We start from the raw sequence: 24,527 nt of genomic DNA, 5'->3' as shown, positions 1-24,527 counted from the left end.
CTAGTCCTCCTCTTCCCATTCCGGGGTCATGTTGCGGGCAACCTGGATCTGGTCGTTCGAGACTCCGGAGGGGACCATCGGCCACACCATGGAGTTCGGGCTGACCACGAAGTCGATGACCACAGGACGGTCATTGATTTCCAGGGCCTTCTGGATGGTTGCGTCGATATCCTCGTCCCGCTCGCAGCGGAAGGCAGCGCAGCCGTAGGCGTCTGCGAGCTTGACGAAGTCGGGGATACGGACGGTGTCGTGGCCGGTGTTCAGGTCGGTGTTGGAGTAGCGGCCTTCATAGAAGAGGGTCTGCCACTGGCGCACCATGCCCAGCGAGGAGTTGTTGATGATGGCAACCTTGATGGGAATCTTGTTGATGGCGCAGGTGGCCAGTTCCTGGTTGGTCATCTGGAAGCAGCCATCGCCGTCGATCGCCCAGACCACGCGGTCGGGTTCGCCGACCTTGGCGCCCATGGCTGCCGGCACGGCATAACCCATGGTGCCGGCACCGCCGGAGTTCAGCCAGGCGTGGGGACGCTCGTACTTGATGAACTGCGCGGCCCACATCTGGTGCTGGCCAACGCCTGCAACGTAGATGCCTTCCGGGCCCGTGAGCGCACCAATGCGTTCGATGACCCGCTGGGGGGCACTGAGTCCGTCTTCCGGCTCGGTCCAACCCAGAGGGTAGGTATCGCGGAGGTTGTTGAGGAACGCCCACCAACCGTCGAGGTCCGGGGTGCCGGATTGCTCGAAAGCGTTGCGGACAGCCTCGCTCAGTTCCGGAATGATCTCCTTGACGGAGCCCACGATCGGAACGTCGGCGGTGCGGTTCTTGGAGATCTCCGCAGGGTCGATGTCCGCGTGGATGATCTTTGCGTGCGGAGCGAAGGTGCTGAGGACACCCGTCACGCGGTCATCGAAGCGCGCGCCAAGGGTGATCAACAGATCGGACTGCTGCAGTGCAGTAACCGCAGAAACCGTGCCGTGCATGCCGGGCATGCCGACGTGCTGGGGGTGGGAATCCGGGAACGCGCCACGGGCCATGAGTGTGGTCACCACGGGAGCGCCTGTGAGTTCCGCGAGCTCGCGTAGTTCGGCCGATGCGTGCGCCTTGACTACACCGCCGCCGACATACAGGACGGGCTTGCTTGCCGCAGCGATCAGCCGGGCAGCCTCGCGCACCTGCTTGTTGTGTCCGCGGACCACCGGACGATAGCCCGGCAAATCGATCTTGGGCGGCCACGAGAAGGTCATGGTGCCCTGCTGGGCGTTCTTGGCGATGTCCACCAAGACGGGACCGGGACGACCGGTGCTCGCAAGGTAGAAAGCCTCGGCCATGACATGCGGAATATCGTTGGGATCCGTCACCAGGAAGGAATGCTTCGTGATCGGCATGGTGATGCCGACGATGTCCGCTTCCTGGAAGGCGTCCGTGCCAATGACAGAAGCCGATACCTGGCCGGTAATCGCAACGAGGGGCACGGAGTCCATATGGGCATCCATGATGGCGGTAACGAGGTTGGTGGCACCGGGGCCCGAGGTGGCGATGCAGACGCCAACCCGTCCGGTAACCATGGCGTAGCCTTGCGCTGCGTGGCCGGCTCCCTGTTCGTGACGGACCAGGACGTGATTCATCTTGGAGGCCATCAAAGGGTCATAGGTGGGGAGGATCGCGCCACCGGGCAAACCAAAAATATCGTCCACGCCGAGTTCTTCGAGCGAGCGGACAATAGCTTCCGAGCCGGTCATCACCGTTGGGGGTACAACGTTGTTCGGCCCGAGTACGGGAGAGAGAGTTGCAGCATTGTCGACGACGGCGTCAGCCGGACGGTCGACCTTTTCCGGAGCCTTGGGGGCTCCAGCGGACTTTGCAGCCATCAGCGAGGGGCTGATCGGCGATCCTTTGCTCATCGGACTCTTCCTTTGGGGATCTTCAATTAGTGAAAGTTACTGCTTGGGTACTGCGTTCATGCGGGTTCTTGCTCAATGCGCCGTCCCCTGCGGGAAATAAAAAAACCCCTCAGCCTTGCGGCTCTTCGAGGGGTTGCGCGTGACGGTTCGTTACCAGTCGGGCTAGGAGGCCACGCGCTTGGTAAGTACGACAGTGCCCACGGTGGCGCCGACAGTAACGAATGCGATCATGCGTTCAGTGTTCCCTCTTAGTGAGATAGGTGTCAAACGATAAAGATGTCATCTCACTATGTGGACCCCATTGTCCACGGGCTGGTCCTACCCCAACCCTCCGGCGCGAACGCCGTCCGGCCGGGGCCCCTCGGACCAGCCCTTATTAAGCCCTGCCGCCTCCAGCGGCCTTGTCACCGCTGGAGGCATGGGGTACTTAGCGTCACCCGCAATACGCGCCTGTGGAGGCGCTGTGCACCAGCTTGGCGTACTTCGCGAGGACGCCCTTGGTGAACTTGGCCGGGAGGGGCTCCCAGCCGACCTTGCGGGACTCGAGTTCGGCTTCGTCCACCAGGAGGTCGAACGAACGGGCGGCGATGTCCACGCGGATCTTGTCGCCGTCCTTGACGAAGGCGATAGGACCGCCGTCGACGGCTTCAGGCGCAACGTGCCCGATGCAGAGACCCGTGGTTCCGCCCGAGAAGCGACCGTCGGTCAGCAGGAGAACGTCCTTGCCGAGGCCCGCGCCCTTGATGGCGCCGGTGATGGCGAGCATCTCACGCATGCCCGGGCCGCCCTTGGGTCCTTCGTAACGGATCACGACGACGTCCCCGGCCTTGATCTCACCCTTGTCCAAAGCGTCGAGGGCACCCTGCTCGCGTTCGAACACGCGGGCGGTCCCTTCGAAGACATCGGCATCGAAGCCGGCGCTCTTCACGACGGCACCTTCCGGGGCCATCGAACCGTGCAGGATGGTGATGCCGCCGGTCTTGTGGATCGGGTTGTCCAGGGCACGCAGGATCTTGCCGTCGAGGTCCGGCGGGTTGATGGAAGCCAGGTTCTCGGCAAGGGTCTTTCCCGTGACCGTCAGGCAGTCGCCGTGCAGCAGGCCGGCGTCGAGCAGCGCCTTCATGATGACCGGCACGCCGCCGATCTTGTCCACGTCGGTCATGACATAGCGGCCGAAGGGCTTCAGGTCACCCAGGTGCGGGATCTTGTCGCCGATGCGGTTGAAGTCGTCCAGGGTCAGTTCGACCTCGGCTTCACGGGCGATCGCGAGCAGGTGCAGGACGGCGTTCGTGGAACCACCGAAGGCCATGGTGACGGCGATGGCGTTTTCGAAAGCCTTCTTGGTCATGATGTCCCGGGCGGTGATGCCGAGGCGCAGCAGGTTGACCACTGCCTCGCCGGACTTGCGGGCAAAGTCATCACGACGGCGGTCTGCCGAGGGCGGGGCAGCCGAGCCCGGCAGGGACATGCCGAGCGCTTCGCCGATGCACGCCATGGTGTTGGCCGTGTACATACCGCCGCAGGCGCCTTCACCAGGACAGATCGCACGTTCGATGCGGTCCAGGTCGCCCCTGCTCATCTTGCCGGCAGCGCATGCGCCGACGGCTTCGAAGGCGTCAATGAGGGTGACTTCCTTCTCCGAGCCGTCCTCGAGCTTGACCCAGCCCGGCATGATGGAACCGGCGTAAAGGAAGACGCTGGCGAGATCCAGGCGGGCGGCCGCCATGAGCATGCCCGGGAGGGATTTGTCGCAGCCTGCCAGCAAAACGGAGCCGTCAATGCGCTCGGCCTGCATGACGGTTTCAACGGAGTCTGCAATGACTTCGCGCGAAACAAGGGAAAAGTGCATGCCCTCGTGGCCCATGGAAATACCGTCCGAAACGGAAATGGTGCCGAACTGCATGGGGAAACCGCCGCCCGCGTGAACGCCTTCCTTGGCACCCTGGGCGAGTCGGTTCAGCGAAAGGTTGCAGGGCGTAATTTCGTTCCACGAGCTCGCGACGCCGATTTGGGGCTTGGCGAAGTCGTCATCGCCCATGCCTACGGCCCGGAACATGCCTCGCGCGGGGGCGGCATGGATGCCGTCCGTTACGACCCGGCTGCGTGGCTTGATGTCCGGCTGGTTGTCTGTCGCAATTGGGGTGTGGTCACTCATGGGCACGAGTCTATGACTCTTGGGCTGTGGCCAACGAACATGTTCGGCGGGTTAAGGCGAATTTAGCGCTATTTCATTCAATATTTCATTCAAATACTGGACAGTTGTCTCAATATGTGAGACATCAATCTCATCGTCGACCGCAGTTCCACCCGACGGGACCACGGGAGCCCTGATGGCCGCGAATCGATTGACTAACCTAGACAGCCCCGTGACACGGACGTAACGTCAAATCACGACCACTGCGCCACTCGAACAGACATGCGCCAATTGAACAGACATGCGCCACTCGAACAGACAGAAGGGCTCCTCCCATGGAATGGTTGATCACGGTCATCGTCATCGTGTTGATCGTCGCGATTGTCTGGTGGCTCCTGAGCCGCAATAGAGCGAAGTCTTCCCCGGGTGCCATGGCCCCGGCCTCGCCGTCACCGACGGCTTCCTCTCCACAGATGGACGTCACAGCCGCCGCCTTGACAGGCTCCGCCCCTTTGGTCGCCGCAACTGCGACCGCGGATCAATACGTGGCCGCGTCGCAGGCGGCCGCGCCCGAAGCCGAGCCGGAGCCGGAGCCGGAAGCGGTGCCTGAGGCGGGGGGCCTCGACGTCGACGATTGGGAGCGACCTTCCCCTCCCCCCGACACCGGAGCGGCCGCCCCGGAAGAGTCCTCCGCAGCCGGAACCTCGGCGGAGGAGCCCATGTTCGAGGAGCCCACGCTCTCGGAACCTGTGCTTTCCGAGGACGCGGTTTCCGAGGATGCGGTTTCCGAGACCACCGGGCCGGTTGCTGCCGAGCCCGAACTTGAAGGGGGCGTGACGGCCGACGACGTTACGGCGGCCGACGCCGGACCCTCCGTTCCCGCGGCGGCAGGCGTTCCGGCCTCGTCGACTACGGAACCAGCAACCCCCGAACAGTTGGCCGACAGCGCCGAGTGGGAAGCTACCTGGAGCGAAGGCGGCGCACCCGTACCCCCCGCTCCGATCCACCACCGCGAATACACCGACGCCCATGCACCGACGCTTCCCGGTGCGGAATCCGCCGCGGCGGAGGCAGTCGACTCTGCTGCGGAAATGCAAGAAGACCGGTCCGAAGTTCCCGACGCGGCTCCGGCGCCTTTTGAGTCAACCACCCAGGCCGAGGATTCCACCGGCGCGCCGCCGCTTGGCGGGCATCTTGCCGCTGAGCAGCCCTACGGTGAAGGATCGGCTGCGGCCGGCGCCGACGGGAGCGGCCCCGCTGGCTACACGGTCAAAGGCAACGCGGACACCATGACCTACCACGATGAAGACAGCCCGTCCTACGACGAGGTCAAGGCCGAGGTCTGGTTTATTTCGAGCGCCCACGCCGAGGCAGCCGGTTTCCGTCCGCCCCGCAGGAACCGCCGCTGAGGGCCCCAAGGACCTGAGGATCCACGGCGGCAAGCGGCCCTGCAAGCAGGACAAGCAATGAACCACGCAAAGGCGGGATCGGGGAGCGTTTTCCGGTCCCGCTTTGCGCTTGCACGGGCGCTGATAGCGGTGGCCTGCCTCGTGGCTTTGCCGCTAAGCGCCTGCACAGGGAGCGCTCCCGGCCCGGGGCCCACCCAAGACAACGGACCGGAGCTGCTTCGGAAGCTTGACCTGAATCTGACACTCCCGTGGTCCATCGTGTTCCTCGGCGACGGAACTGCCATCATCTCCGAACGCGACACCAAGCTGATCAAATCGGTCCGAAACGACCGGGCCACGACGGTGGGCGAGTTTCCCGGCGTCGTACCCGGCGGCGAAGGCGGACTGCTGGGGCTGGCCCTCTCCCCCGCGTTCGCCAGCGACCGCCTGCTTTACGCCTATTTCACCGCCGAATCGGACAACAGAATTTCGCGCACCCGCCTTGAGGAGGCCGCGGACGGGCGGCTGAGCCTCGGCGCACCGGAAGTCATCTTCTCAGGCATCCCCAAAGCCTCGACCCACAACGGCGGCCGCATCCGCTTCGGCCCCGACGGGTTCCTCTATGTCGGCACGGGAGATGCGCAGCACCCGGAGCGGGCGCAAGACCGCAATGCGCTCGGCGGGAAGATCCTGCGGCTTACCCCCGAGGGGAAAGCCGCGCCGGGCAACCCGTTTGGCAACCCCGTTTACAGCTACGGGCACCGCAATGTGCAAGGGCTCGCCTGGGACAGCTCCGGCAGGCTGTGGGCGAGCGAATTCGGCCCTGACGTCAACGACGAACTAAACCTCATCGAGGCGGGCGGCAACTATGGCTGGCCGGAAGTGACCGGGGCGCCCGGCCGCGCCGGCTACATCGACGCCAAAGTGGTCTGGCCGTCGACGGCGGATGCCTCGCCGAGCGGGCTGGAGATCGTGAACGGAACGGCGTTCACGTGCGCGCTGCGCGGGCAGCGTTTGTGGACGGTACCGCTCAATGGAGAAACGGCGGGGAATCCCGTGGCATACCTCACGGCGGACTACGGGCGACTCAGGGACATTTCGCTTGCGCCGGACGGCACGCTTTGGGTCCTTAGCAACAACCAGAACCCTGACTTTGCGCTGGTCCTGAAGCCTCCCGGCCAGTGACGCGCAGGAGGCCCGTGCCGATTTCACACTTCGGCAACTGTCGTGTAGAGTTACATGTCGTTGCGGAGATCAACGAGGGAAGAAAAGCCCTCCGTTGATCGAAATCGACAAATGCACCTCTAGCTCAATTGGCAGAGCAATTGACTCTTAATCAATGGGTTCCGGGTTCAAGTCCCGGGGGGTGCACCAAAGGGAAGGACCCTTGAGCGGCAGCAGCCGCTCAAGGGTTATTTCTTTGCGTTGCGAGCAACAAACAATTGCACCTCTAGCTCAATTGGCAGAGCAATTGACTCTTAATCAATGGGTTCCGGGTTCAAGTCCCGGGGGGTGCACCAAAGGGAAGATCCCTGGATGGCTGAATGGCCGTCCAGGGATCTTTTTGCTTTTCCGCCGGCTCCGCCGCGAGCCGGACTTTACCGGACCAGCTTCACCGGATCGGGCCCAGAAGCTTAGTTGGAGGCTTCGCCCGGCGCTGCGGCCACAATGTCGTTTACGACTGCCGAGGAATGATTGTTCGCCAGTTCGCGTACCAGCGACTGGAGCTCCCGCCGCAGTTTGGCAGTGTCCACGGGCACAGGTGCAAGCACTTCGCGTTCCAATTGCGTGGCGAGCCCGAGGGTGTGCTCGCCCGCCTCGGTCAAACTGACCACTTGGCTCCGGCGGTCGGACACGCTGCGCGCGCGCCTGACATGGCCGTGGGCCTCCAGCCTGGTGAGCGTCTTCCCCATTGTCTGAGCCTGAACCCGGACGATCTGTGCGAGCGTCGACTGCGTGGTCGGTCCATTGACGGCAAGTACTTCCATGACAATGACCCCGGCATGGGTCAGGTCCATACCGCGCAGTTTTTCGTTCCAGGCATGCTCCACGAGTCGCGCGGCCGTGGAGAGCAGGCGCCCGGTGGGCCACCGTTCCATATCAGGCATAAGGGCCAGTATATAGACCGCTGCGCGCCGATCATGACCGGGGTTGGATTCGTGAAGCGGCCAGCCCGTCACTAAGCTGAGTGATCGCGAACGCTAGCAAGGAGCTCAACATGGCCGAACGACTCATTCCAGGCGACACTGCCCCGGACTTCACGCTCAAGGACCACACGGGTCGCGAGGTCAGCCTGGCCTCGCACCGCGGCCGCAAGACAGTCATCTACTTCTACCCTGCGGCGTCCACGCCGGCATGTGCCAAGCAAGCCTGCGACTTCCGCGATTCCCTCGCAACCCTCCAGGCTGCCGGTTACGACGTCCTTGGAATATCTCCGGACACGGTGAAGGACCTGGAAAAGTTTGTGGCCGAAGAATCACTGACCTTTCCCCTGCTGTCCGACGAAGGACACCACGTGGCTGAGGCCTATGCGGCTTGGGGCGAAAAGAAGAACTACGGGCGCACCTACCAAGGGCTGATCCGCTCAACGATCGTGGTGGACCCCGACGGCAAGGTGGCCGTGGCCCAGTACAACGTGCGGGCCACCGGCCATGTCGCCAAACTCCGCAGGGACCTCAAACTCGACAAGTAGCCACCGCATCGCCGCATAGGCGCGGCTGGAATGGGTGGCGCGAAACCACGGGTACAATGGAGGCCGGTATATGACCGGAGCGGGAATCCCTGGAAGCCGCTCCGGATACCAACACCAGCGCGAGTGGTGAAATTGGCAGACACGCAGGATTTAGGTTCCTGTGCCTTCGGGCGTGGGGGTTCAAGTCCCCCCTTGCGCACATTCAGGAAGTGCCCCGGTCCTTGGCCGGGGCACTTCCGGTTTTCAGCCGGGACTCAGGGCCCTGAACTAGACTGGGCTGCGGTCCGGCTGCCGCGGGCCTCAGCCCGTCCAACTGCCTTGAGGGGACAAGAGTGGTAAGCAGCAAGCTTCGCCGTGTCACGCTACAAATCGGCGCAGGCCTTCTGGCCATGGCCTTGACCTCGTGCACGGTGAGTCCCGGACCGGCACCGTCGACATCGGCCGCGGGCGGCGCTTCGGCAGAGCCGAGCAAGACCTTCAACTTCGGCACCCCGTCGATGCCGCTTGGGCTCGATCCCGCCGTGACGAACGACTCCGAGTCGTATCGCGTCACCCGGCAGGTGATGGAAGGCCTCGTAGGGGTCGACGCGTCCACCGGCCAGCCAACTCCCCTGCTGGCCACCTCTTGGGCGCAAGGGAATGACGGACTTAGCTACGACTTCAAGTTGCGGTCAAAGGTCACCTTCCACGATGGAACCGTCTTTGACGCCGCGGCCGTCTGCAGCAATTTCAACCGTTGGTTCAACTTCCCGGCGGCCGTGCGACAGCAGGCACCTGGGATCGCATTCAAGAGCGTCTTCAAATCCTTCTCGGACGAACCTTCCCTTTCGCTCTTCAAAAACTGCAAGGTTGTCTCTCCCGACCACGTCCAAATCAATCTGGCCAAGCCCTTCACGGGCTTCCTTCAGGCCTTGACGCTGCCGGCGTTCGCGATGTCGTCCCCGAAAGCGATGGCAGACGGCAAGGCCGACGTCCTGGACAAGAAACTGTCCGGTCAGCCGGCATCGGCCTACGCCTCCCACCCCGTGGGCACGGGTCCGTACGTTTTCTCGTCATGGACCCAGAACCGCATCACGCTCAACAGCTACAAGGGCTACTGGGGCGACCGCGGAGAGATAGCCACCGTCAACTTCATTCCGTTTGACTATCCGCAGGCCCGGCTCTCGGCCTTGCTCGCAGGAACCATCGACGGATATGACCTTGTCACCGCCGGCACCTTCGACCAATTGGTCAAGAAGGGCATGCAAATCGTCCAACGGGATCCGTTCTCCGTGATGTACCTGGGGATGAACGAGTCCGTGGCGCCCCTCCAGAACCTTGGCGTGCGCCAGGCAATCGAGATGGCCATCGACAAAGACACCCTCATCCACAAGTTCTTCATCGACAACACCTCGCCGGCGACCCAGTTCGTTCCCCCCAAGCTGAGCGGCTTCAACAACAACGCACCGTCCCTGGGATACGACCCGGACAAGGCCAAGCAACTACTCGCCAAGTCCGGCTACAAAGGCGAGGAGCTCAAGTTCTACTACCCGCTCAATGTCACGCGCGCCTACCTTCCCACCCCGGAGAAGATCTACGCGGAGATCAGTGCGGAGCTCACTGCCATCGGGCTGAACATCAAGCCGGTACCCGTGAACTGGGACGACGGCTACCTCCAGAAGGTCCAGTCCCCCGGTGACCATGCGCTCCATTTGCTCGGCTGGAATGGCGCCTACTCGGACCCGGACAACTTCGTGGGCACGCTCTTCGGCGAGAACAACGGCGAGTTCGGCTACAGCGATCCACAGGTGTTCTCAAAGATCGACCGGGCCCGGGGACTGCCCGACGGCGCTGACCGCAACTCCCAGTACCAGACCATCAATGCCCAGATCGCTGCCACCGTTCCTGCGGTACCCATCGCTTTCCCCATCTCGGCGTTGGCCCTTTCCGACCGCGTCGAGAAGTACCCGGCGTCGCCTGTCTTAAACGAAGTTTTTACAAACGTTCGCCTGAAGTCTTGACGTCCCGCCGCAATTTCAGTTATGCGCCCACGCGGGGATATTCTGTGACAGCCAGTGCCGCCGCTATCGGAGATTGATCGTGACCTTCATTTCCAAGACACACCACGCTGACGTCGTCCTTATTGGGGGCGGGATCATGAGCGCAACCCTGGGTGCGTTCATCAAGCAACTCGAACCCAGCTGGACCATCTCCCTCTTTGAGCGACTCGACGAAGCCGGCCTGGAAAGCTCCGGACCGTGGAACAACGCGGGAACCGGGCACGCAGCGCTGTGTGAGCTTAATTACTCACCTGCAGCGAAGGACGGCTCCGTTGACCCGTCCAAGGCCCTCCACATCAACGAGCAATTCCAGCTCTCCCGGCAGTTCTGGTCCCACCTCGTGGACAACAAGTTGATCGGCTCCCCCAAGGGCTTCATCAACACCGTCCCGCATATGAGCTTCGTCATCGGCGACAAGCACGCAGACTTCCTCAAGACCCGCTACGAGGCACTCAAGCCCAACACGCTCTTCCGCAGCATGGAATACACGGAAGACCAGGCACAGATCGCCAAGTGGGCTCCGCTCATCGTCAAGGGCCGCGACGCCAAGCAGCGCGTTGCCGCCACCCGCGCGGCGGAAGGCACCGACGTCGACTTCGGCGCCTTGACCCGCGAACTGACCGGCTATCTCGCTGCCAACGGCGTTGAAGTCAACTATGGCCACAACGTCACCGATGTGAGCAAAGCCTCCGACGGCGGCTGGGACCTTTCGCTCAAGCACCCCGCTTCCGGCGAACACGGCCAGATCCACGCCAAGTTCGTCTTTGTCGGCGCCGGCGGCGGAGCGCTCCACTTGCTCCAGGCATCAGGCATCCCGGAAAGCAAGGGCTACGGCGGTTTCCCGGTTTCCGGGCAGTTCTTCCGCTGCACCGACGAGGCCATTGCCGGCCAGCACAGCGCCAAGGTATACGGCCAGGCCTCAGTGGGTGCCCCGCCCATGTCCGTGCCGCACCTCGATACCCGCTACGTTGGCGGCAAGCGTTCCCTGCTTTTCGGCCCGTACGCCGGCTTCTCCACCAACTTCCTCAAGACGAGCAGCTACCTTGACCTGCCGCTGTCCATCCGCCCGGGCAACATCATCCCGATGCTGGCCGTGGCCAAGGACAACATGGACCTGACTGCGTACCTCATCAAGGAAGTCGCTAAGCGCCACGACGCCAAGGTTGAGTCCCTCCGCGAGTACTACCCCCAGGCCGACGGCGGCAACTGGGAGCTCATCACCGCAGGCCAGCGGGTGCAGATCATCAAGAAGGACTCCAAGAAGGGCGGCGTGCTGCAGTTCGGCACCGAAGTCATCACGGCCCGCGACGGCTCCATCGGGGCACTGCTCGGCGCCTCCCCCGGAGCCTCGACCGCTGTCCCGATCATGATCGAGATGCTGCAGCGGTCCTTCCCGAAGAACTTCAAGGGCTGGCAGTCCAAGCTCAAGGAAATGATGCCGGGCTATGGCGTCAAACTGAACGACAACCCGGAACTTGCCGCCGAGCTGGAAGCGAGCACTGCCCGTTCGCTCCAACTTGAGCCTGCCGACGCTGTTCAGCACTAGCAACCGTCCGGGCTGCGGCCGGTTCCAGACAAGAAACAGACCGTAAATCCCAGGAGACAGTGCAATGTTCCGTCTGGCAAAGCTTTCACTGGCGAACAGGGCACTGATTGCGCTGATCACCGTCTTCGCGGCGGTGTTCGGCGTGATCACCATGTCTTCCCTCAAGCAGGAGCTCATCCCCTCGATCGAGTTCCCGCAGATCTCGGTGATCACGGCGATGCCGGGCGCGTCCCCGGAAGTTGTCGACAAGCAACTGAGCCGTCCGCTCGAAGCGGCACTGAACAGCGTCGAAGGCCTGGAATCGACCACGTCGACGTCGCGGAACGGTGTTTCGCAGATCTCCATGGTGTTTACCTACGGTTCGAACCTGGACCGCGCACGCAACCAGATCGATCGCGCCATCTCCAACGCCAAGCGCATTCTGCCGGCCGACGTCGAGCCCCGGTCTTTTGCCGGCAGCATCAGCGACTTCCCGATCGTGTACCTGGCGGTCTCTTCGGACAAGTCCCTCAGCGAGCTGAACACGGACCTGCAGCGCTTGAGCGTCCCCCGGCTCCAGAAACTGGACGGGGTCCGGAGCGCCGATGTGACGGGCGGGGCTACCCAGCACATCCTGATCCAACCCAAAGCCCAGGCCATGGCCGCCAGCGGCGCCACGGTTCAGTCCCTTACGAACGCCCTCAAGAACAACGGGACTCTGGTCCCGGCCGGAACCATCGAGGATCAGGGCAAGACCCTCTCCCTGCAGATCGGCAGCCCGGTGGACTCCCTCGACGTGATCAAGGGCTTGCCGCTCACCGGGGCGAAGGCCGGAACCACGATCGGATCGGTTGCCGACGTTGGCATCAAGGACGACGCCGCAACCTCGATTACCCGGACCAACGGGAAACCCACGCTGGCCCTGTCCATCACGAAGAAGCCCGACGGCGATACCGTCGCCATTTCGCACGCTGTCAAGGATTCCGTTCCCCAGATGGAAGCCGAACTCGGCTCCAATGCGCACTTCACGCCAGTGTTCGACCAGGCCCCGTACATCGAAAAATCCATCAAGGACCTCACCACGGAAGGCCTTCTTGGACTTGGCTTCGCGGTGGCAATCATCCTCGTGTTCCTGATGTCCGTACGCTCCACGCTCGTGACGGCGGTATCCATTCCGCTGTCGCTCCTGATCACGTTCATCGGCATATCGGCAACCCACTACTCGCTCAACATCCTCACGCTTGGCGCGCTGACCATCGCAATCGGCCGCGTTGTGGACGACTCGATCGTGGTGATCGAGAACATCAAACGGCACCTCAGCTATGGCGAGCACAAGCTCGCGGCCATCCTCAATTCGATCCGGGAAGTCGCCGGCGCCATCACGGCGTCCACCCTCACCACGGTTGCCGTCTTCCTGCCGATCGCCTTTGTGGGCAACCTGGCGGGCGAACTGTTCCGGCCCTTCGCCCTGACGGTGACCATCGCCCTGTTGTCCTCGTTGCTCGTGTCCCTCACCATCGTTCCGGTGCTGGCGTACTGGTTCCTCAAATCGCCGTCGCAGGCCTCGGCTGCGGAGGACGTCCGTGCCGCGGAGGATGCCCGAACCAAGGCGCACGAGGCAGAGCAACGCAGCCGACTGCAGCGCGGCTATTTGCCCATCCTGTCCAAGACCCAGAAGCACCCGGTCATGACGATCGTCGCCGCGGTCCTGGTATTGGGTGGAACAGCTGCCATGTCCCCTCTGCTCGCCACGGACCTGCTCGGCAACTCCGGCCAGAACAGCATGACTGTCCGCCAGGTCCTTCCTGCCGGCACCAGCCTGGAGCAGACCGGCGCCGCCGCCGCGCAGGTGGAATCGGTCCTCCGCGGGATCGACGGAATCAAGGACGTCCAGGTCACCTCGGGCAACGCCCAAACCGGATTCGCCGCCCTCACCTCAAGTGGCGCTTCCAACTCGACTTTCACGGTGGTGACGGACGATAAGGCTGATCAGCAGAAACTGCAGGACACAGTCCGGTCCCGCCTCGCCAGCTCCTCGGCTCCCGGGAAGGTCACTGTTGGTGCGCAGCAAGGCGGCCTGGGCACGTCCTCCAGCGTCGACATCACCATCAACGCTGCCAACTCGGCGGATCTCAAGACGGCAAGCGACGCGGTGGCCAAGGCCATGGACGGCGTGCCCGGGAGTGCCGAGGTGGCCACCAACCTGGATGCCAGCCAGTCGGTGGTGCAGGTGAAGGTTGATCGCGCCAAGGCCGTCGCCGCCGGGCTGAACGAAGAACAAGTTGCCGGCGTCCTGGCGTCCACCGTCAGCCCCATCCCCGCAGGCACTGTCCGTATCGACACCACGGACTTCCCGGTACAGATCGGCGAAGGCACGCACTTCAGCAGCATCGCCGATGTCAGGGCCATCAATCTCCCGACGCCGGCGGGGCCGGTTCCGCTCTCGAGCATCGCGTCCGTAGACCAAGTGGACACTCCGGTCTCCATCACGAGCAGCAACGGCCAGCGGAGCGCGAAGGTGACCGTGACGCCGTCGGGCTCCAACCTTGGCGCCGTCAGCTCGGCAGTCAGCGACCGGCTGGCCTCGGTGCAGCTGCCTGCGGGCGTTAGCGCCACCATCGGTGGCGCCACGACTCAGCAGGCGGACTCCTTCCGCCAGCTCGGCCTCGCACTCCTGGCCGCCGTCGCCATTGTCTATGTCATCATGGTGGCCGCGTTCAAGTCCCTCATCCAGCCCCTCATCCTGCTGGTGTCCGTGCCTTTCGCGGCGACCGGCGCCATCGCTTTGCTCCTGGTCACGGGGGTTCCTCTCGGACTGCCTTCCCTGATCGGCATGCTGATGTTGGTGGGAATTGTCGTGACCAATGCGATCGTCCTGATCGATCTCATCAACCAGTACCGTAAACCTCATAATGGCGGCCCCGGAATGAGCGTGGCGGACGCCATCACCCACGGCGCGAGGCAGCGGCTACGTCCGATCCTCATGACGGCGCTTGCTACCGTATTCGCCCTGACGCCCATGGCTTTGGGCCTCACAGGAGGCGGCGGGTTCATTTCCCGGCCGCTCGCAGTTGTGGTCATCGGCGGCCTTGTTTCGTCCACGGCTTTGACGCTCGTCCTTGTGCCCGTCCTCTACAAACTGGTCGAAGGCCGGCGGGAGAAGAAGTCGCTGCTCAAGGCACTTACGCAACGCCCCGACGTCGCGAAGGACGGTATCGCCGGACACGGCGAAAGCGATCACGCGGACTGGACCACCGGAATGATTCCGAAAGTCACCGGCCGCCGCTAAGCCTCCAGCCCCGCCGAGTAAGGCGATACACCGGGAACAAAATGATGCCGTACCCTGTTGCAGCCAGTGATACATGCAAATGCATCTATTTTGGGATAGACTGTTGGCAGAGCCCGCACACCAATCGGGCAGGCAGAAAGGCACATCATGGAGATCGGCGTATTCAGCGTCAGCGACATCACCACTGACCCCACCACGGGCCACACCCCCACGGAGAACGAACGCATCAAGGCCGCCGTGGCGATCGCAAAGAAGGTCGAAGAGATCGGCATGGACGTCTATGCGATCGGCGAGCACCACAACCGCCCCTTCTTCTCATCGTCCCCCACCACCACACTGGCGTACATCGCAGCGCAGACTGAACGCATCACGCTGTCAACGTCCACCACGCTGATCACCACGAACGATCCCGTCAAGATCGCCGAAGACTTCGCGATGCTCCAGCACCTGGCGGATGGACGCGTGGACCTCATCATGGGCCGCGGCAACACCGCCCCCGTCTACCCCTGGTTCGGCAAGAACATCCAGGACGGAATCGAACTCGCGGTGGAGAACTACTCCCTGCTCCGCCGGCTCTGGGATGAGGACACCGTCAATTGGAGCGGCAAGTTCCGCACCCCGCTGCAGAACTTCACCTCCACGCCCCGCCCGCTCGACGGCGTCGCGCCCTTCGTCTGGCACGGCTCCATTCGCAGCCCGCAGATCGCGGAACTTGCCGCGTACTACGGCGACGGCTTCTTCGCCAACAACATCTTCTGGCCCAAGGAGCACTACCAGCAGCTGATCGGCCTGTACCGCGAACGCTATGAGCACTACGGCCACGGCAACGCTGACCAGGCCATCGTGGGCCTCGGCGGGCAGTTCTTCATGCGCAAGAACTCCCAGGACGCCGTGAAGGAATTCCGCCCCTACTTCGACAATGCACCGGTGTACGGCCACGGGCCCTCGCTCGAGGACTTCACGTCCCAGACGCCCCTGACCGTTGGCAGTCCGCAGGAAGTCATCGAAAAGACCCTGACTTTCCGCGAGTACTTTGGCGACTACCAGCGCCAACTGTTCCTTGTGGACCACGCGGGCCTGCCGCTCAAGACCGTCCTGGAGCAACTGGACCTCTTCGGCGAAGAAGTCCTGCCGGTCCTGCGCAAGGAATTCGAAGACCGGAAGCCTGCCCATGTACCTGACGCACCCACCCATGCATCCCGGGTGGCAGCGTCCGTGATCGCCTCGGCCAAGGACGACGCAGCAGATGCTGTCAGTGGCGGCATAGGGCGGACCCCGTGACCACCGCGGCACCCACCTCGTCCGCCGTGCGCCTCGCCGCCGAAACCTGGGAGTCCTTGTTCCGCTCCCAGGTGGCGGTGATGCGCCGCCTCCAGGCCGGGCAGGCATTCAAGAAGCTGCCCATCAAGGAGTACGACGTCCTGTTCACTCTCTCCCGCTGCCCCACGGGCAAGCTGCGGCTGAACGAGATCAACGATCACGTCCTGCTTAGCCAATCCAGCCTGAGCAGGCTGGTTGACAGGTTGGAGAAGCGCGGTCTCGTGGAGCGCAGCATCGCTCCCGACGACGGACGCGGGATCCTGCTGGGGCTTACGGCTGCGGGGCAGGAACTACAGAAGGAGATCGGCCGCGAGCACATCCGCGACATCGCTGAACTTGTGGCCCCGGCCCTGACAGCCGAAGAGCAGCGTGAGCTTCTACGTCTGACCGAAAAGCTGCAGGCGTTCGTCGCACACAAGCAGCCTCGCGAAGGCTAGCGAAAGCTAGCGGAGGACGACGAGCTTTGCCGGATCCTCATCCGGCAGCTCGTCGGCCACTATTGCCGTGACCTTCAAGCTCTTCAACGACAAGCTGCCGCCCACCGTGGAAAGGAACGCGGTGTCCGAGGAATCGCGTCCGGCCGTAATACGCAGCATGGACTCGCGCGGAGCCAGGCCGGTGGGATCGATCACGTACCAGGTTCCGTCGATGTGGGCCTCAGCCACGGCATGGAAGTCCATGGGGCTCAACCCGGGCGCATACACCGCCGCGAGACGGGCGGGGATGTCCTTGGAGCGCAGGAGGGCAATGGCAAGGTGGGCGAAGTCCCGGCAAACACCTTTGCGGTGCAGGAGCGTTTCCACTGCGCCGTCCGTCCCCCGCGAGGAACCACTGACGTAACGGAGCTCGTGGTGGACCCAGTTCCGGACTGCCTGCAACAGCTCCTCGCCGTGCAGCCCGCCGAACTCGGCGTACGACGTCGGAAGAAGCCGATCGGACTCGGCATAGCGGCTGGGCCGGACATAGCGGATGAGCTCCATCCGGGAGGACTCATCGGGGACACCCAAGCCCTCCACCGAGGCACGGTAATCAACAGTTACCTCGCTGGGTTCGTCGAACTCCATGTACTGGAAACGTCCACCGTGATGGTCCGTCAGCTCGGTGAGCGGAACAGCTTCGCCTTCCACCGTGACTGACAGCTCTTCGGTCAACGATTCATAGCCAGGATTGCTGGCCACGGCTATTGCCATGGCCACCTTGGTGTTGGCTACGGTCTTGAAAACGAGCTGGGCAGCAACGTTGCGTTCCATGGATCTCCGGAGTGTTGCGGCTGGACAACCCCCACTGTCGCCGATCTGTGTGCGTCAACCTGGGTTCTACAGATTGACCTTCAGAGACAATAGCATCCGCTGGACGTTGGCGAATTCCGAACTCTGGTCAACGTACTTGGCCGCTTGGTCCAAGGTGTCAAAGGACTTCGCGGGAGCAACAACTTCGTCCGTGGCGAAGGCATGCACGGCTTGCATGTCCCCGAAGTAGTAGTTGCCCTTTCCCGCGGGTCCCACCACAAGGTTCCGCAGCTGGCAGGCCTGGCCATCAGCTCCGGCCACCAAGTTGGTGATTCCGTATGAACCGAAGAATTTGTAGCCTTGGATGACCCGGAACACCACGTGCGGGGGGATCATGGAATCACCCTCGGCATGGGGCAGGTCAATGGGCACGCTGCTGACCACGACGTAAGGACGCTTGGCGGCCGGATTGCAGTCAGCCGGACTCGCCGAGGGCAGCCCGGTGTGAAGGGTCGCCAGGTACCCTCCCTTGGCGTCTTTGACCTCGATCTTCAGTGCGCCCGGCATGGAACCGGCGTCGGGCGTGACGGATTGCGCAATCCAGTCACTCGGAAGATCAAAGCTGACCTTCTTGGCCGCATCCGAGTATGTCTTCCACGCCGAGGCGGTCGCCCCCGCCGTCGCGGTACTGCTAGCAGAGGGGCTCCCAGTGGAACTGCCCGACGGCGGCGCCGTACCCGAGGCCGACGGGGTCGCGCTCCCGGGCGCCGCACTGCTGGACCCGGCCGTCCAGACGGCGCCGCCCTTGCCATCGGAACTACAGCCGGCCGCGGCGACCACAATGAGCGCACCGAGGACGGTGACTGAAAACTTCAACGGGATCCGCTTTGCTCTCATGCGCACCAGCCTAACGGCGCCGAGCCACCGCCTGCCTGTCCCGATCGGCGTTTCGCATGTGAAACCCAGCCGATGCACTTGCTGCGCCGCTTCGGCCCGCATCGTAGGGCTAGGCTGGACGCATGGCTCCCGATCAGCTTGATGAGGACGAAAACAATGTGGCGGACATCTCCGCGGTGGACATCGCGGACTGGCGTTTGCGGACCTTTGCCTTGTACGACGACGTCCGTAAGATCGCGATGGACGACCCCTTCCAAGCCCATGTCTACTGGCGCCAGGAACGGGACCGCATGTTCGGAACCCACCCGGCCTCGGCACTGACTCCCGCCAGCAAGCGGTCTTTCTCGGGTCTGCGCACTGCCGACTACGATTCCCGGTTTCGCCGTTACGCTTCCCTTTCTCCGGAAGGCGCGGGCCAGGAGATGAACGTCCAGACCGGAACCGACGGCGTGGTGCCGTTTGTCCGCCTCGGCACCTTCGACCTCGACGAGCTCGGCTCGCTGGCCGTGTGGCGCCTGCGCAGCTACGGCGGCGGCATCTTCGTGCCCTTCCGCGACGCCACGGCCGGCAAACCCGGAGGAAGCTACGGCGCCGGCCGCTATTTGCTGGACACCATCAAGGGAGCCTTCCACGGCCTTCGCGGATCCGGGCAACAAGAGTTCGTGCTCGACTTCAATTTCGCCTACAACCCGTCCTGCGCATACAACGAGGCCTGGGCCTGCCCCTTGGCCGGTCCGGCGAATCGCCTGGCCGCGGACATCCCCGTGGGGGAACTCTACCTGCCCGTCTAAACCTGCCCGTCTAATTAGGCCGAAGGACGTAGGATGTCTTCATGACTTCCACACGTGCTCACCGGATCGCCCGGGTCCGCCCGCTCTCGCCCGCCTCGCCGGACGAACACTTCTTCGTCGCGAACGACGCCGCCGACTTCGCCTCCGCGCAAGGCCGGAGCTGGACTGTGGTGGACAGCCCCTTTCCCGGCTCGCCGGCCAACGGCGGCAGCGCCGGGCGACCGGGTTGGGTGAGGGGCGCCGAGGTTTCCGAGGATGCGTTCACGTTCCTTGCACCGTCTGTGCCCGCCAACGTGTTCGGCATGGCGCACAACACCGGGCAGCCGGGCCGGGATCTGCCCGCGCAGGCGTTCCACAAAGCCGCCACAAGTGTCATCGGACCGGGCGACGCCATCGAACTCGCCTCGGATGTCGGTTACGTGGACCCCGAAGCGGAACTGACCGTCGTCGTCGGGCGAAAGGTCCGCGGGCTCACGCTCGACAATGCGCGCGACGCGATCCTCGGTTTCACGATCGGCAACGACGTCTCGGCGCGGGACCTGCAAAAGACCGACGAACTATGGATCAGCGCGAAAAGCCAGGACACCTTCACTCCTGCCGGACCGTGGATCGTCACCGACCTCACTGAGGGCGACCTTTCAATCGGTATCGTGCACAACGGCAAGGAATTACGGACGGCCAGCACGGCCGACCTCGGATGGAAAGTGGACGAGATCCTTGTCTACCTCACTTCGTTCATGACCTTGCACCCCGGAGACCTGGTCCTCACAGGCTTCCCGGCCGAGTGCGCCAGGATCGAGCCCGGAGACCTTGTGACCTGCCGGGTTGAGGGCATTGGAGAGCTCAGCAACCCCGTCATCGCAGCATCTTGGGAGAAATTTCCCAGCTAGATATGAAAGGCTTGAGCCATGGAGCCTCCTGCCGTGCCGGCAATTAAGACGCGGCAGACGTCCCCTTCCAGGCCAAATACAAGCAGGCGCCGCAAAGGCGTGCTGCGCTATCCGGTGGTCAGGCAACTCATCCGTTTCACCGGCGTCGGGATCATCTGCACCGTCACTTCGCTGGCGCTGTACGCTCTGTTCCGGCCGTGGATTGGACCCCAACCTGCCAACGCCGCAGCGCTGATCATCACCTCGCTCATGAACACGGCCCTGAACCGGCGGCTGACCTTCAAGATCAGCGGCAACCGGAAGAGAGCCCGGGACCACCTCAACGGGCTGATCGTGATCGCCGTGGCACTGGTCATCACCGGCGGGAGCCTGGGCGTGCTGCACGCGTTCCGGCCCGAAGCCACCCTCGAGGAGGACCTCTGGACCACCACGCTGTCCGGATTCGTCGCGACGGCGGTGCGGTTCACGATGCTGCGGCACTGGATTTTCCGCCGGGCCCGCCACGTTTGATTCCCTGCCGGCTTCCCAACTGTCCAGCAGTAGATGTCGTTTTGAGGGCTCAAAATGACAACAAATGCGAGCTAGTTGGGTTGGGGACGGTCAGCGGCGACCGAGCCCCTGTACGCTCCCGACGGCGGCGGCCACTGCTTCCGCGGCTTGCTCCAGTTCCGCTGACGTCACCGTGGAGTCGAAGCTGAAACGCACAGCTGTGTGGGCCACTTCGGCCTCGATTCCCAAGGCCAGCAGGACCGGCGAGGGAGCGTCGGATCCCGCAGCGCAGGCCGATCCGCTCGAGCACACCACACCAAGCCGCTCGAGCTCAAGCAAGACCGACTCACCGCTCGTCCCCGGGAAGCAGAAGGACGCGACGGATGGCAAGCGCTGCGAGGGGTGGCCGGTCAGCACAGCACCGGGCACGGCCTCAAGGACAGCGCGGATGAAGGCATCCCGCAATTCCGAAACACGCCCAGCCAGTTCCAACTGCCCTGCATGGGCAAGAGTCAGTGCCGTGGCTAGCGCAACGGCACCCGCAACGTTTTCGGTCCCGGAGCGCCTGCCCCGCTCCTGGCCACCGCCATGGACGAGCGGTTCAAGGCGCAGCCTTCCTTTTGCGTAGAGCACGCCGCTGCCCTTCGGCGCGCCAAGCTTGTGGCCCGAGATACTCAGAGCGTCTACTCCGAGTTCCTTGACGCTTATGGGTAGCCAGCCCGCGGCCTGGACGGCGTCCGTATGGAACGGCACGCCATGTTCCGCTGCCACCTCCGCGAGTTGGAGCACGGGCTGCACCGTCCCGATCTCGTTGTTCGCATACATGATGCTGACGAGGGCCGTCTCCGGACCCAGCACAGCCCGGAGCGCCTCGGCCGTCACCACGCCGTGCCGGTCCACGGGGACCACGTCCACCTCGAACCCATGGACGCGTTGCAGGTAGAGCGCGGATTCTTCGACGGCGGGGTGCTCGATGGCGCTGATGACAACGCGGTTCAGGGCAGGGTCCGCCGCACGTCTCGCGAGGGCGATTCCTTTCACTGCCAGGTTGTCCGCCTCGGTGCCGCCCGAGGTGAAGGTGATCTCGCCTGGCCGGCAACCCAAGGCTTTCGCTACCGCCGCCCGGGCACCCGACAACGCGTTCGCAGCAGCTTCGCCGAGGCTGTGATGGCTTGAGGGATTGCCGAACTCCCCCGTCAAGTACGGCCACATCGATTCGAGGACTTCCCTGCGGACGGGTGTGGTCGCCGCGGCGTCGAGGAAGATCATGGCCTCAGCCGAGACCCAGGGATGGGTAAGGTGTCACGTCGAGGGTCACGTCCAGGCCGAGGTCCAGCGCGTTGACGCTGTGCGTGAGTCCGCCGATGGAAATGACATCGACTCCCGCGGCGGCGATGTCCGCCACAGTGTTGACGTTGACGTTGCCGCTCGCCTCGACGACGGCGCGGCCAGCCACCTGCTTCACGCCGGCACGGAGCTCCTCAAGGGAAAAGTTGTCCAACATGATCGTGTCGACACCGGCCGCCAGCACGGGTTCGATCTGCTCGGCATTGTCCACTTCCACTTCGAAGTGCGTGGTGTGGCCCAGCTGGGCCTTGGCGGCCTTGAGCAGTGCGGTGAGCTTGGCGGAGTCTCCGCCGGTCATCACGGCCAGGTGGTTGTCCTTGGCCAGAACGGCATCGGACAGACTGTAGCGGTGGTTGGCTCCTCCGCCGCAGCGTACGGCGTAGCGTTCCAATACCCGCAGCCCGGGGGTTGTCTTCCTCGTGTCTGTAATACGGGCTTTGGTGCCGTCGACCAGCTTGACGAACTCGGCGGTCTTGGTGGCAATGGCGCTCATGCGCTGGGCAAGGTTGAGCCCGACGCGTTCGGCGAGCAGCACCGAGCGGGCCCGGCCGTTGACCCGCGCGAGGTGTGTTCCGGCGTCGAACGCTTCACCGTCCGCGAGCAGCAGCTCCACTTCGGTGTCCGGGTCGACGAGCAGCATGGCGTCGCGGAACACCGTGCCGCCGCTGAAGACCCCCGGAACCCGGGCATTGAGCACGGCGGTGGCCCGGGCTTCCGCGGGAATGAGCAACTGCGAGGTGATGTCGCCGCTCGGCGCGTCCTCCGCGAAAGCCCGCTCCAAAATGTCCCGGACGGGTGCTGCGGGGAGGGTCAGGCTAGTCATTGACGAGGCTCGCTTTCCGGCGGATCGTGTATCTCTGAACAATTTCTTCGCGATGGGTTTCGACGGCGTCACTCCGATAATGCGCCCCGAGCGACCCCCGCCGCGCCCCCGCGGCCTGCACCAACAACTGCGCGGCAAGGAGCAAATTGGCATCTTCATGAACCAAGGAATCCACTGAGTCCGGCACATTCTCAGGAAGCACGACGTCGGCCCAAGCGTCGAGCGACTCAGCAGCCTCCCGCAGCAACCCCCCGGTCCGAAGCACCCCTGCCTTGGCGGTCATCAACCGGCGAAGGGCGGTCCGTGAGAAAGGCTCCGGGACGAGCTCAGGCTGCCACGCGGTGAGCGCCCCTGCCGGCTCGGTGGTTCCCGAAAGCGCCGTTGTTGCGTGGAGGTCCACGCCGGCCGCCGAGCTTGCGAGGCGTTCGCCGGCGAGAGACCGGAGCGCAGGCGCCGAGGGAACCAGCGAGTCGGTCACCCCACCGTTCGACGGCGCCCACCCGAGGAACCCCTCAACGGCCCGCCGTCCGAACACGAGCCCTTCGAGCAAGGAGTTGCTTGCCAAGCGGTTCGCGCCCTGGACTCCGGTACAGGCAACTTCGCCGGCCGCGAGCAGCCCAGGAACAGAAGTGCGGCCGAACAGATCGGTGACTATGCCCCCCATCCAGTAGTGGGCGGCAGGGGCAACCGGAACGGGTTCGATGGTCCAGTCGATGCCGGCTTCGCGGGTCCGGGCGCTAAGCGTGGGAAAGCGCTTCTCAAGGAAGCCCTCACCCTTGTTCGCTTCCACGACCCGGGCGTCAAGGAAGACGTGGCCGTTCGGATCACCAAGCGAAGCCAGGTGGAGGGCGATGCTGCGGGAGACGACGTCGCGCGGGGCCAGTTCGGCGTCGGGGTGGTAGCGAGGCATGAACCGTTCGCCGTTCGCGTCCACCAGGATGGCGCCTTCGCCGCGGACCGCTTCGGAAATGAGGAGCGGATCGGCGCCGAGGGGAGCTGGTTTTCCGGCAGCGGCGAAGACCATGCTCGTGGGGTGGAATTGGAAGAACTCCAGGTCTGCGAGCTCGGCGCCTGCCCGCCATGCGAGCGCGATTCCGTCGGCCATTGCCACCAAGGGATTGGTGGTCTGGGCAAACAGTTGCCCCGCCCCACCGGTGGCCAGCAGCACGGCATCGCCGATTACGTTCTCAAGGCGGCCGTTGCGCAGGAATTCAACGCCCGTCACACGCCCCTCGGACTGGAGCAGGGACGTCGCCTGGGCATGTCCCAGCACCTGGATCTTCCCGGCGTCCTGTGCGTCAAGGACTGCCAGGATAAGTGCGTTCGCTACCCCGGCACCGGTGGCGTCTCCGCCGGCGTGCAGGATCCTTGGCGCGGAGTGGGCGGCTTCGAGCCCCAAGGCGGGATCGCCGTCGTCGTCTGCATCGAAACGGACACCAAAACGCTCGAGCCCCATGATGTCGAGGCGCGCTTCGGTGCACAGCACCCGCACGGCCTCCACATTGCAGTGGCCCGCGCCGGCCTTGAGGGTGTCCGCGATGTGCGCGGCGACGGTATCCCCGGGGGCGGGCTCGTCCAGCACTGCCGAAATCCCGCCCTGGGCGAAGAAGGTGTTGCTGTCCGCCAGCGCGCCTTTGCTGAGCAGGACGACGTCCGCACCGGCATCGGCGGCCAGAAGCGCGGAGTAGAGGCCGGCGATGCCGCTTCCGACGACGACGAGCCGCCGCCGCGCCGGAGCACCGGGAATGCGTTCTGCAGTCATGTGAGGCTCG

Annotated in this window: 19 protein-coding genes and 3 tRNA genes; 14 read left to right on the top strand and 8 right to left on the bottom strand. The window is 64.0% G+C overall.

Going from position 1 to position 24,527, the window contains the following annotated elements; all coding sequences use genetic code 11:
* Both ABEA18_RS13595 and ilvD read right to left on the bottom strand, forming a co-directional pair.
* A complete protein-coding gene (locus ABEA18_RS13595) occupies nucleotides 1-1,902 on the bottom strand; it encodes an acetolactate synthase large subunit (protein ID WP_345449921.1) in 1,902 nt (633 codons plus the stop codon).
* A gap of 433 nt (nucleotides 1,903-2,335) precedes the next feature.
* Nucleotides 2,336-4,057 carry a dihydroxy-acid dehydratase gene (gene ilvD / locus ABEA18_RS13590; protein WP_345449920.1) on the bottom strand — a complete coding sequence of 574 codons (1,722 nt, stop codon included), beginning with the start codon at nucleotides 4,055-4,057 and terminating at the stop codon, nucleotides 2,336-2,338.
* A 314-nt stretch (nucleotides 4,058-4,371) separates the two neighbouring features.
* Between ilvD and ABEA18_RS13585 the strand changes: the two genes are divergently transcribed.
* The 4 genes from ABEA18_RS13585 (at nucleotide 4,372) to ABEA18_RS13570 (ending at nucleotide 6,944) form a co-directional block, all read left to right on the top strand.
* Nucleotides 4,372-5,445, top strand: a complete 1,074-nt coding sequence (locus tag ABEA18_RS13585; protein WP_345449919.1) for a sunset domain-containing protein — start codon at nucleotides 4,372-4,374, stop codon at nucleotides 5,443-5,445.
* Nucleotides 5,446-5,502: 57 nt separating this feature from the next.
* A complete protein-coding gene (locus tag ABEA18_RS13580; protein WP_345449918.1) occupies nucleotides 5,503-6,609 on the top strand; it encodes a PQQ-dependent sugar dehydrogenase in 1,107 nt (368 codons plus the stop codon).
* Nucleotides 6,610-6,722: 113 nt separating this feature from the next.
* Nucleotides 6,723-6,798 (top strand) — tRNA-Lys (locus ABEA18_RS13575).
* A 70-nt stretch (nucleotides 6,799-6,868) separates the two neighbouring features.
* A tRNA-Lys gene (locus tag ABEA18_RS13570) sits at nucleotides 6,869-6,944 on the top strand.
* Nucleotides 6,945-7,058: 114 nt separating this feature from the next.
* Here the strand turns inward: ABEA18_RS13570 and ABEA18_RS13565 are convergent.
* Complete coding sequence (locus ABEA18_RS13565) at nucleotides 7,059-7,532, bottom strand: MarR family winged helix-turn-helix transcriptional regulator (RefSeq protein ID WP_345449917.1); 474 nt, start codon at nucleotides 7,530-7,532, stop codon at nucleotides 7,059-7,061.
* Nucleotides 7,533-7,642: 110 nt separating this feature from the next.
* Between ABEA18_RS13565 and bcp the strand changes: the two genes are divergently transcribed.
* The 7 genes from bcp to ABEA18_RS13530 all read left to right on the top strand — a co-directional run bounded on the left by bcp (nucleotide 7,643) and on the right by ABEA18_RS13530 (nucleotide 16,726).
* Complete coding sequence (bcp, locus tag ABEA18_RS13560) at nucleotides 7,643-8,116, top strand: thioredoxin-dependent thiol peroxidase (protein WP_345449916.1); 474 nt, start codon at nucleotides 7,643-7,645, stop codon at nucleotides 8,114-8,116.
* Between the two features lie 117 nt (nucleotides 8,117-8,233).
* Nucleotides 8,234-8,315 (top strand) — tRNA-Leu (locus ABEA18_RS13555).
* Nucleotides 8,316-8,448: 133 nt separating this feature from the next.
* Nucleotides 8,449-10,116 carry an ABC transporter substrate-binding protein gene (locus ABEA18_RS13550; RefSeq protein ID WP_345449915.1) on the top strand — a complete coding sequence of 556 codons (1,668 nt, stop codon included), beginning with the start codon at nucleotides 8,449-8,451 and terminating at the stop codon, nucleotides 10,114-10,116.
* 79 nt (nucleotides 10,117-10,195) lie between these two features.
* The gene (locus ABEA18_RS13545; protein WP_345449914.1) at nucleotides 10,196-11,701 is read left to right on the top strand and encodes a malate:quinone oxidoreductase; all 1,506 of its coding nucleotides are present in this window, start codon (nucleotides 10,196-10,198) and stop codon (nucleotides 11,699-11,701) included.
* Between the two features lie 64 nt (nucleotides 11,702-11,765).
* A complete protein-coding gene (locus ABEA18_RS13540) occupies nucleotides 11,766-14,969 on the top strand; it encodes an efflux RND transporter permease subunit (RefSeq protein WP_345449913.1) in 3,204 nt (1,067 codons plus the stop codon).
* Between the two features lie 147 nt (nucleotides 14,970-15,116).
* A complete protein-coding gene (locus ABEA18_RS13535; RefSeq protein ID WP_345449912.1) occupies nucleotides 15,117-16,250 on the top strand; it encodes an LLM class flavin-dependent oxidoreductase in 1,134 nt (377 codons plus the stop codon).
* Nucleotides 16,247-16,726, top strand: coding sequence for a MarR family winged helix-turn-helix transcriptional regulator (locus tag ABEA18_RS13530; RefSeq protein WP_345449911.1), 480 nt, complete (start codon nucleotides 16,247-16,249; stop codon nucleotides 16,724-16,726). The genes ABEA18_RS13535 and ABEA18_RS13530 overlap by 4 nt, the downstream gene beginning before the upstream one ends.
* Before the next feature lie 6 nt (nucleotides 16,727-16,732).
* On the opposite strand, the gene ABEA18_RS13525 is transcribed toward ABEA18_RS13530, so the two are convergent.
* On the bottom strand, nucleotides 16,733-17,539 hold the full coding sequence (locus ABEA18_RS13525; protein ID WP_345449910.1) for a transglutaminase-like domain-containing protein: 807 nt from the start codon (nucleotides 17,537-17,539) through the stop codon (nucleotides 16,733-16,735).
* A 66-nt stretch (nucleotides 17,540-17,605) separates the two neighbouring features.
* A complete protein-coding gene (locus ABEA18_RS13520) occupies nucleotides 17,606-18,415 on the bottom strand; it encodes a hypothetical protein (protein WP_345449909.1) in 810 nt (269 codons plus the stop codon).
* A 122-nt stretch (nucleotides 18,416-18,537) separates the two neighbouring features.
* Between ABEA18_RS13520 and ABEA18_RS13515 the strand changes: the two genes are divergently transcribed.
* The 3 genes from ABEA18_RS13515 (at nucleotide 18,538) to ABEA18_RS13505 (ending at nucleotide 20,606) form a co-directional block, all read left to right on the top strand.
* Complete coding sequence (locus ABEA18_RS13515) at nucleotides 18,538-19,206, top strand: DUF1684 domain-containing protein (RefSeq protein WP_345449908.1); 669 nt, start codon at nucleotides 18,538-18,540, stop codon at nucleotides 19,204-19,206.
* Between the two features lie 41 nt (nucleotides 19,207-19,247).
* Nucleotides 19,248-20,096, top strand: coding sequence for a fumarylacetoacetate hydrolase family protein (locus ABEA18_RS13510; protein WP_345449907.1), 849 nt, complete (start codon nucleotides 19,248-19,250; stop codon nucleotides 20,094-20,096).
* 99 nt (nucleotides 20,097-20,195) lie between these two features.
* Entirely contained in the window at nucleotides 20,196-20,606 is a 411-nt protein-coding gene (locus ABEA18_RS13505) for a GtrA family protein (RefSeq protein WP_345449906.1), read from the top strand.
* A 90-nt stretch (nucleotides 20,607-20,696) separates the two neighbouring features.
* Here the strand turns inward: ABEA18_RS13505 and ABEA18_RS13500 are convergent, their stop codons facing one another.
* Genes ABEA18_RS13500 through nadB form a run of 3 tightly spaced genes read right to left on the bottom strand, consistent with a single transcriptional unit; the run spans nucleotide 20,697 to nucleotide 24,517 of the window.
* Entirely contained in the window at nucleotides 20,697-21,854 is a 1,158-nt protein-coding gene (locus tag ABEA18_RS13500) for a cysteine desulfurase family protein (protein ID WP_345449905.1), read from the bottom strand.
* 4 nt (nucleotides 21,855-21,858) lie between these two features.
* Nucleotides 21,859-22,755 carry a carboxylating nicotinate-nucleotide diphosphorylase gene (gene nadC, locus ABEA18_RS13495; protein WP_345449904.1) on the bottom strand — a complete coding sequence of 299 codons (897 nt, stop codon included), beginning with the start codon at nucleotides 22,753-22,755 and terminating at the stop codon, nucleotides 21,859-21,861.
* Nucleotides 22,748-24,517, bottom strand: coding sequence for an L-aspartate oxidase (gene nadB / locus ABEA18_RS13490; RefSeq protein WP_345449903.1), 1,770 nt, complete (start codon nucleotides 24,515-24,517; stop codon nucleotides 22,748-22,750). Before nadB ends, nadC begins: the two co-directional genes overlap by 8 nt.
* Nucleotides 24,518-24,527: the final 10 nt, after the last annotated feature.

The organism is Arthrobacter gyeryongensis, from assembly GCF_039543785.1.
Classification (GTDB): Bacteria; Actinomycetota; Actinomycetes; order Actinomycetales; family Micrococcaceae; genus Arthrobacter; species Arthrobacter gyeryongensis.
This window is presented reverse-complemented; position numbering and strand designations above follow the sequence as displayed.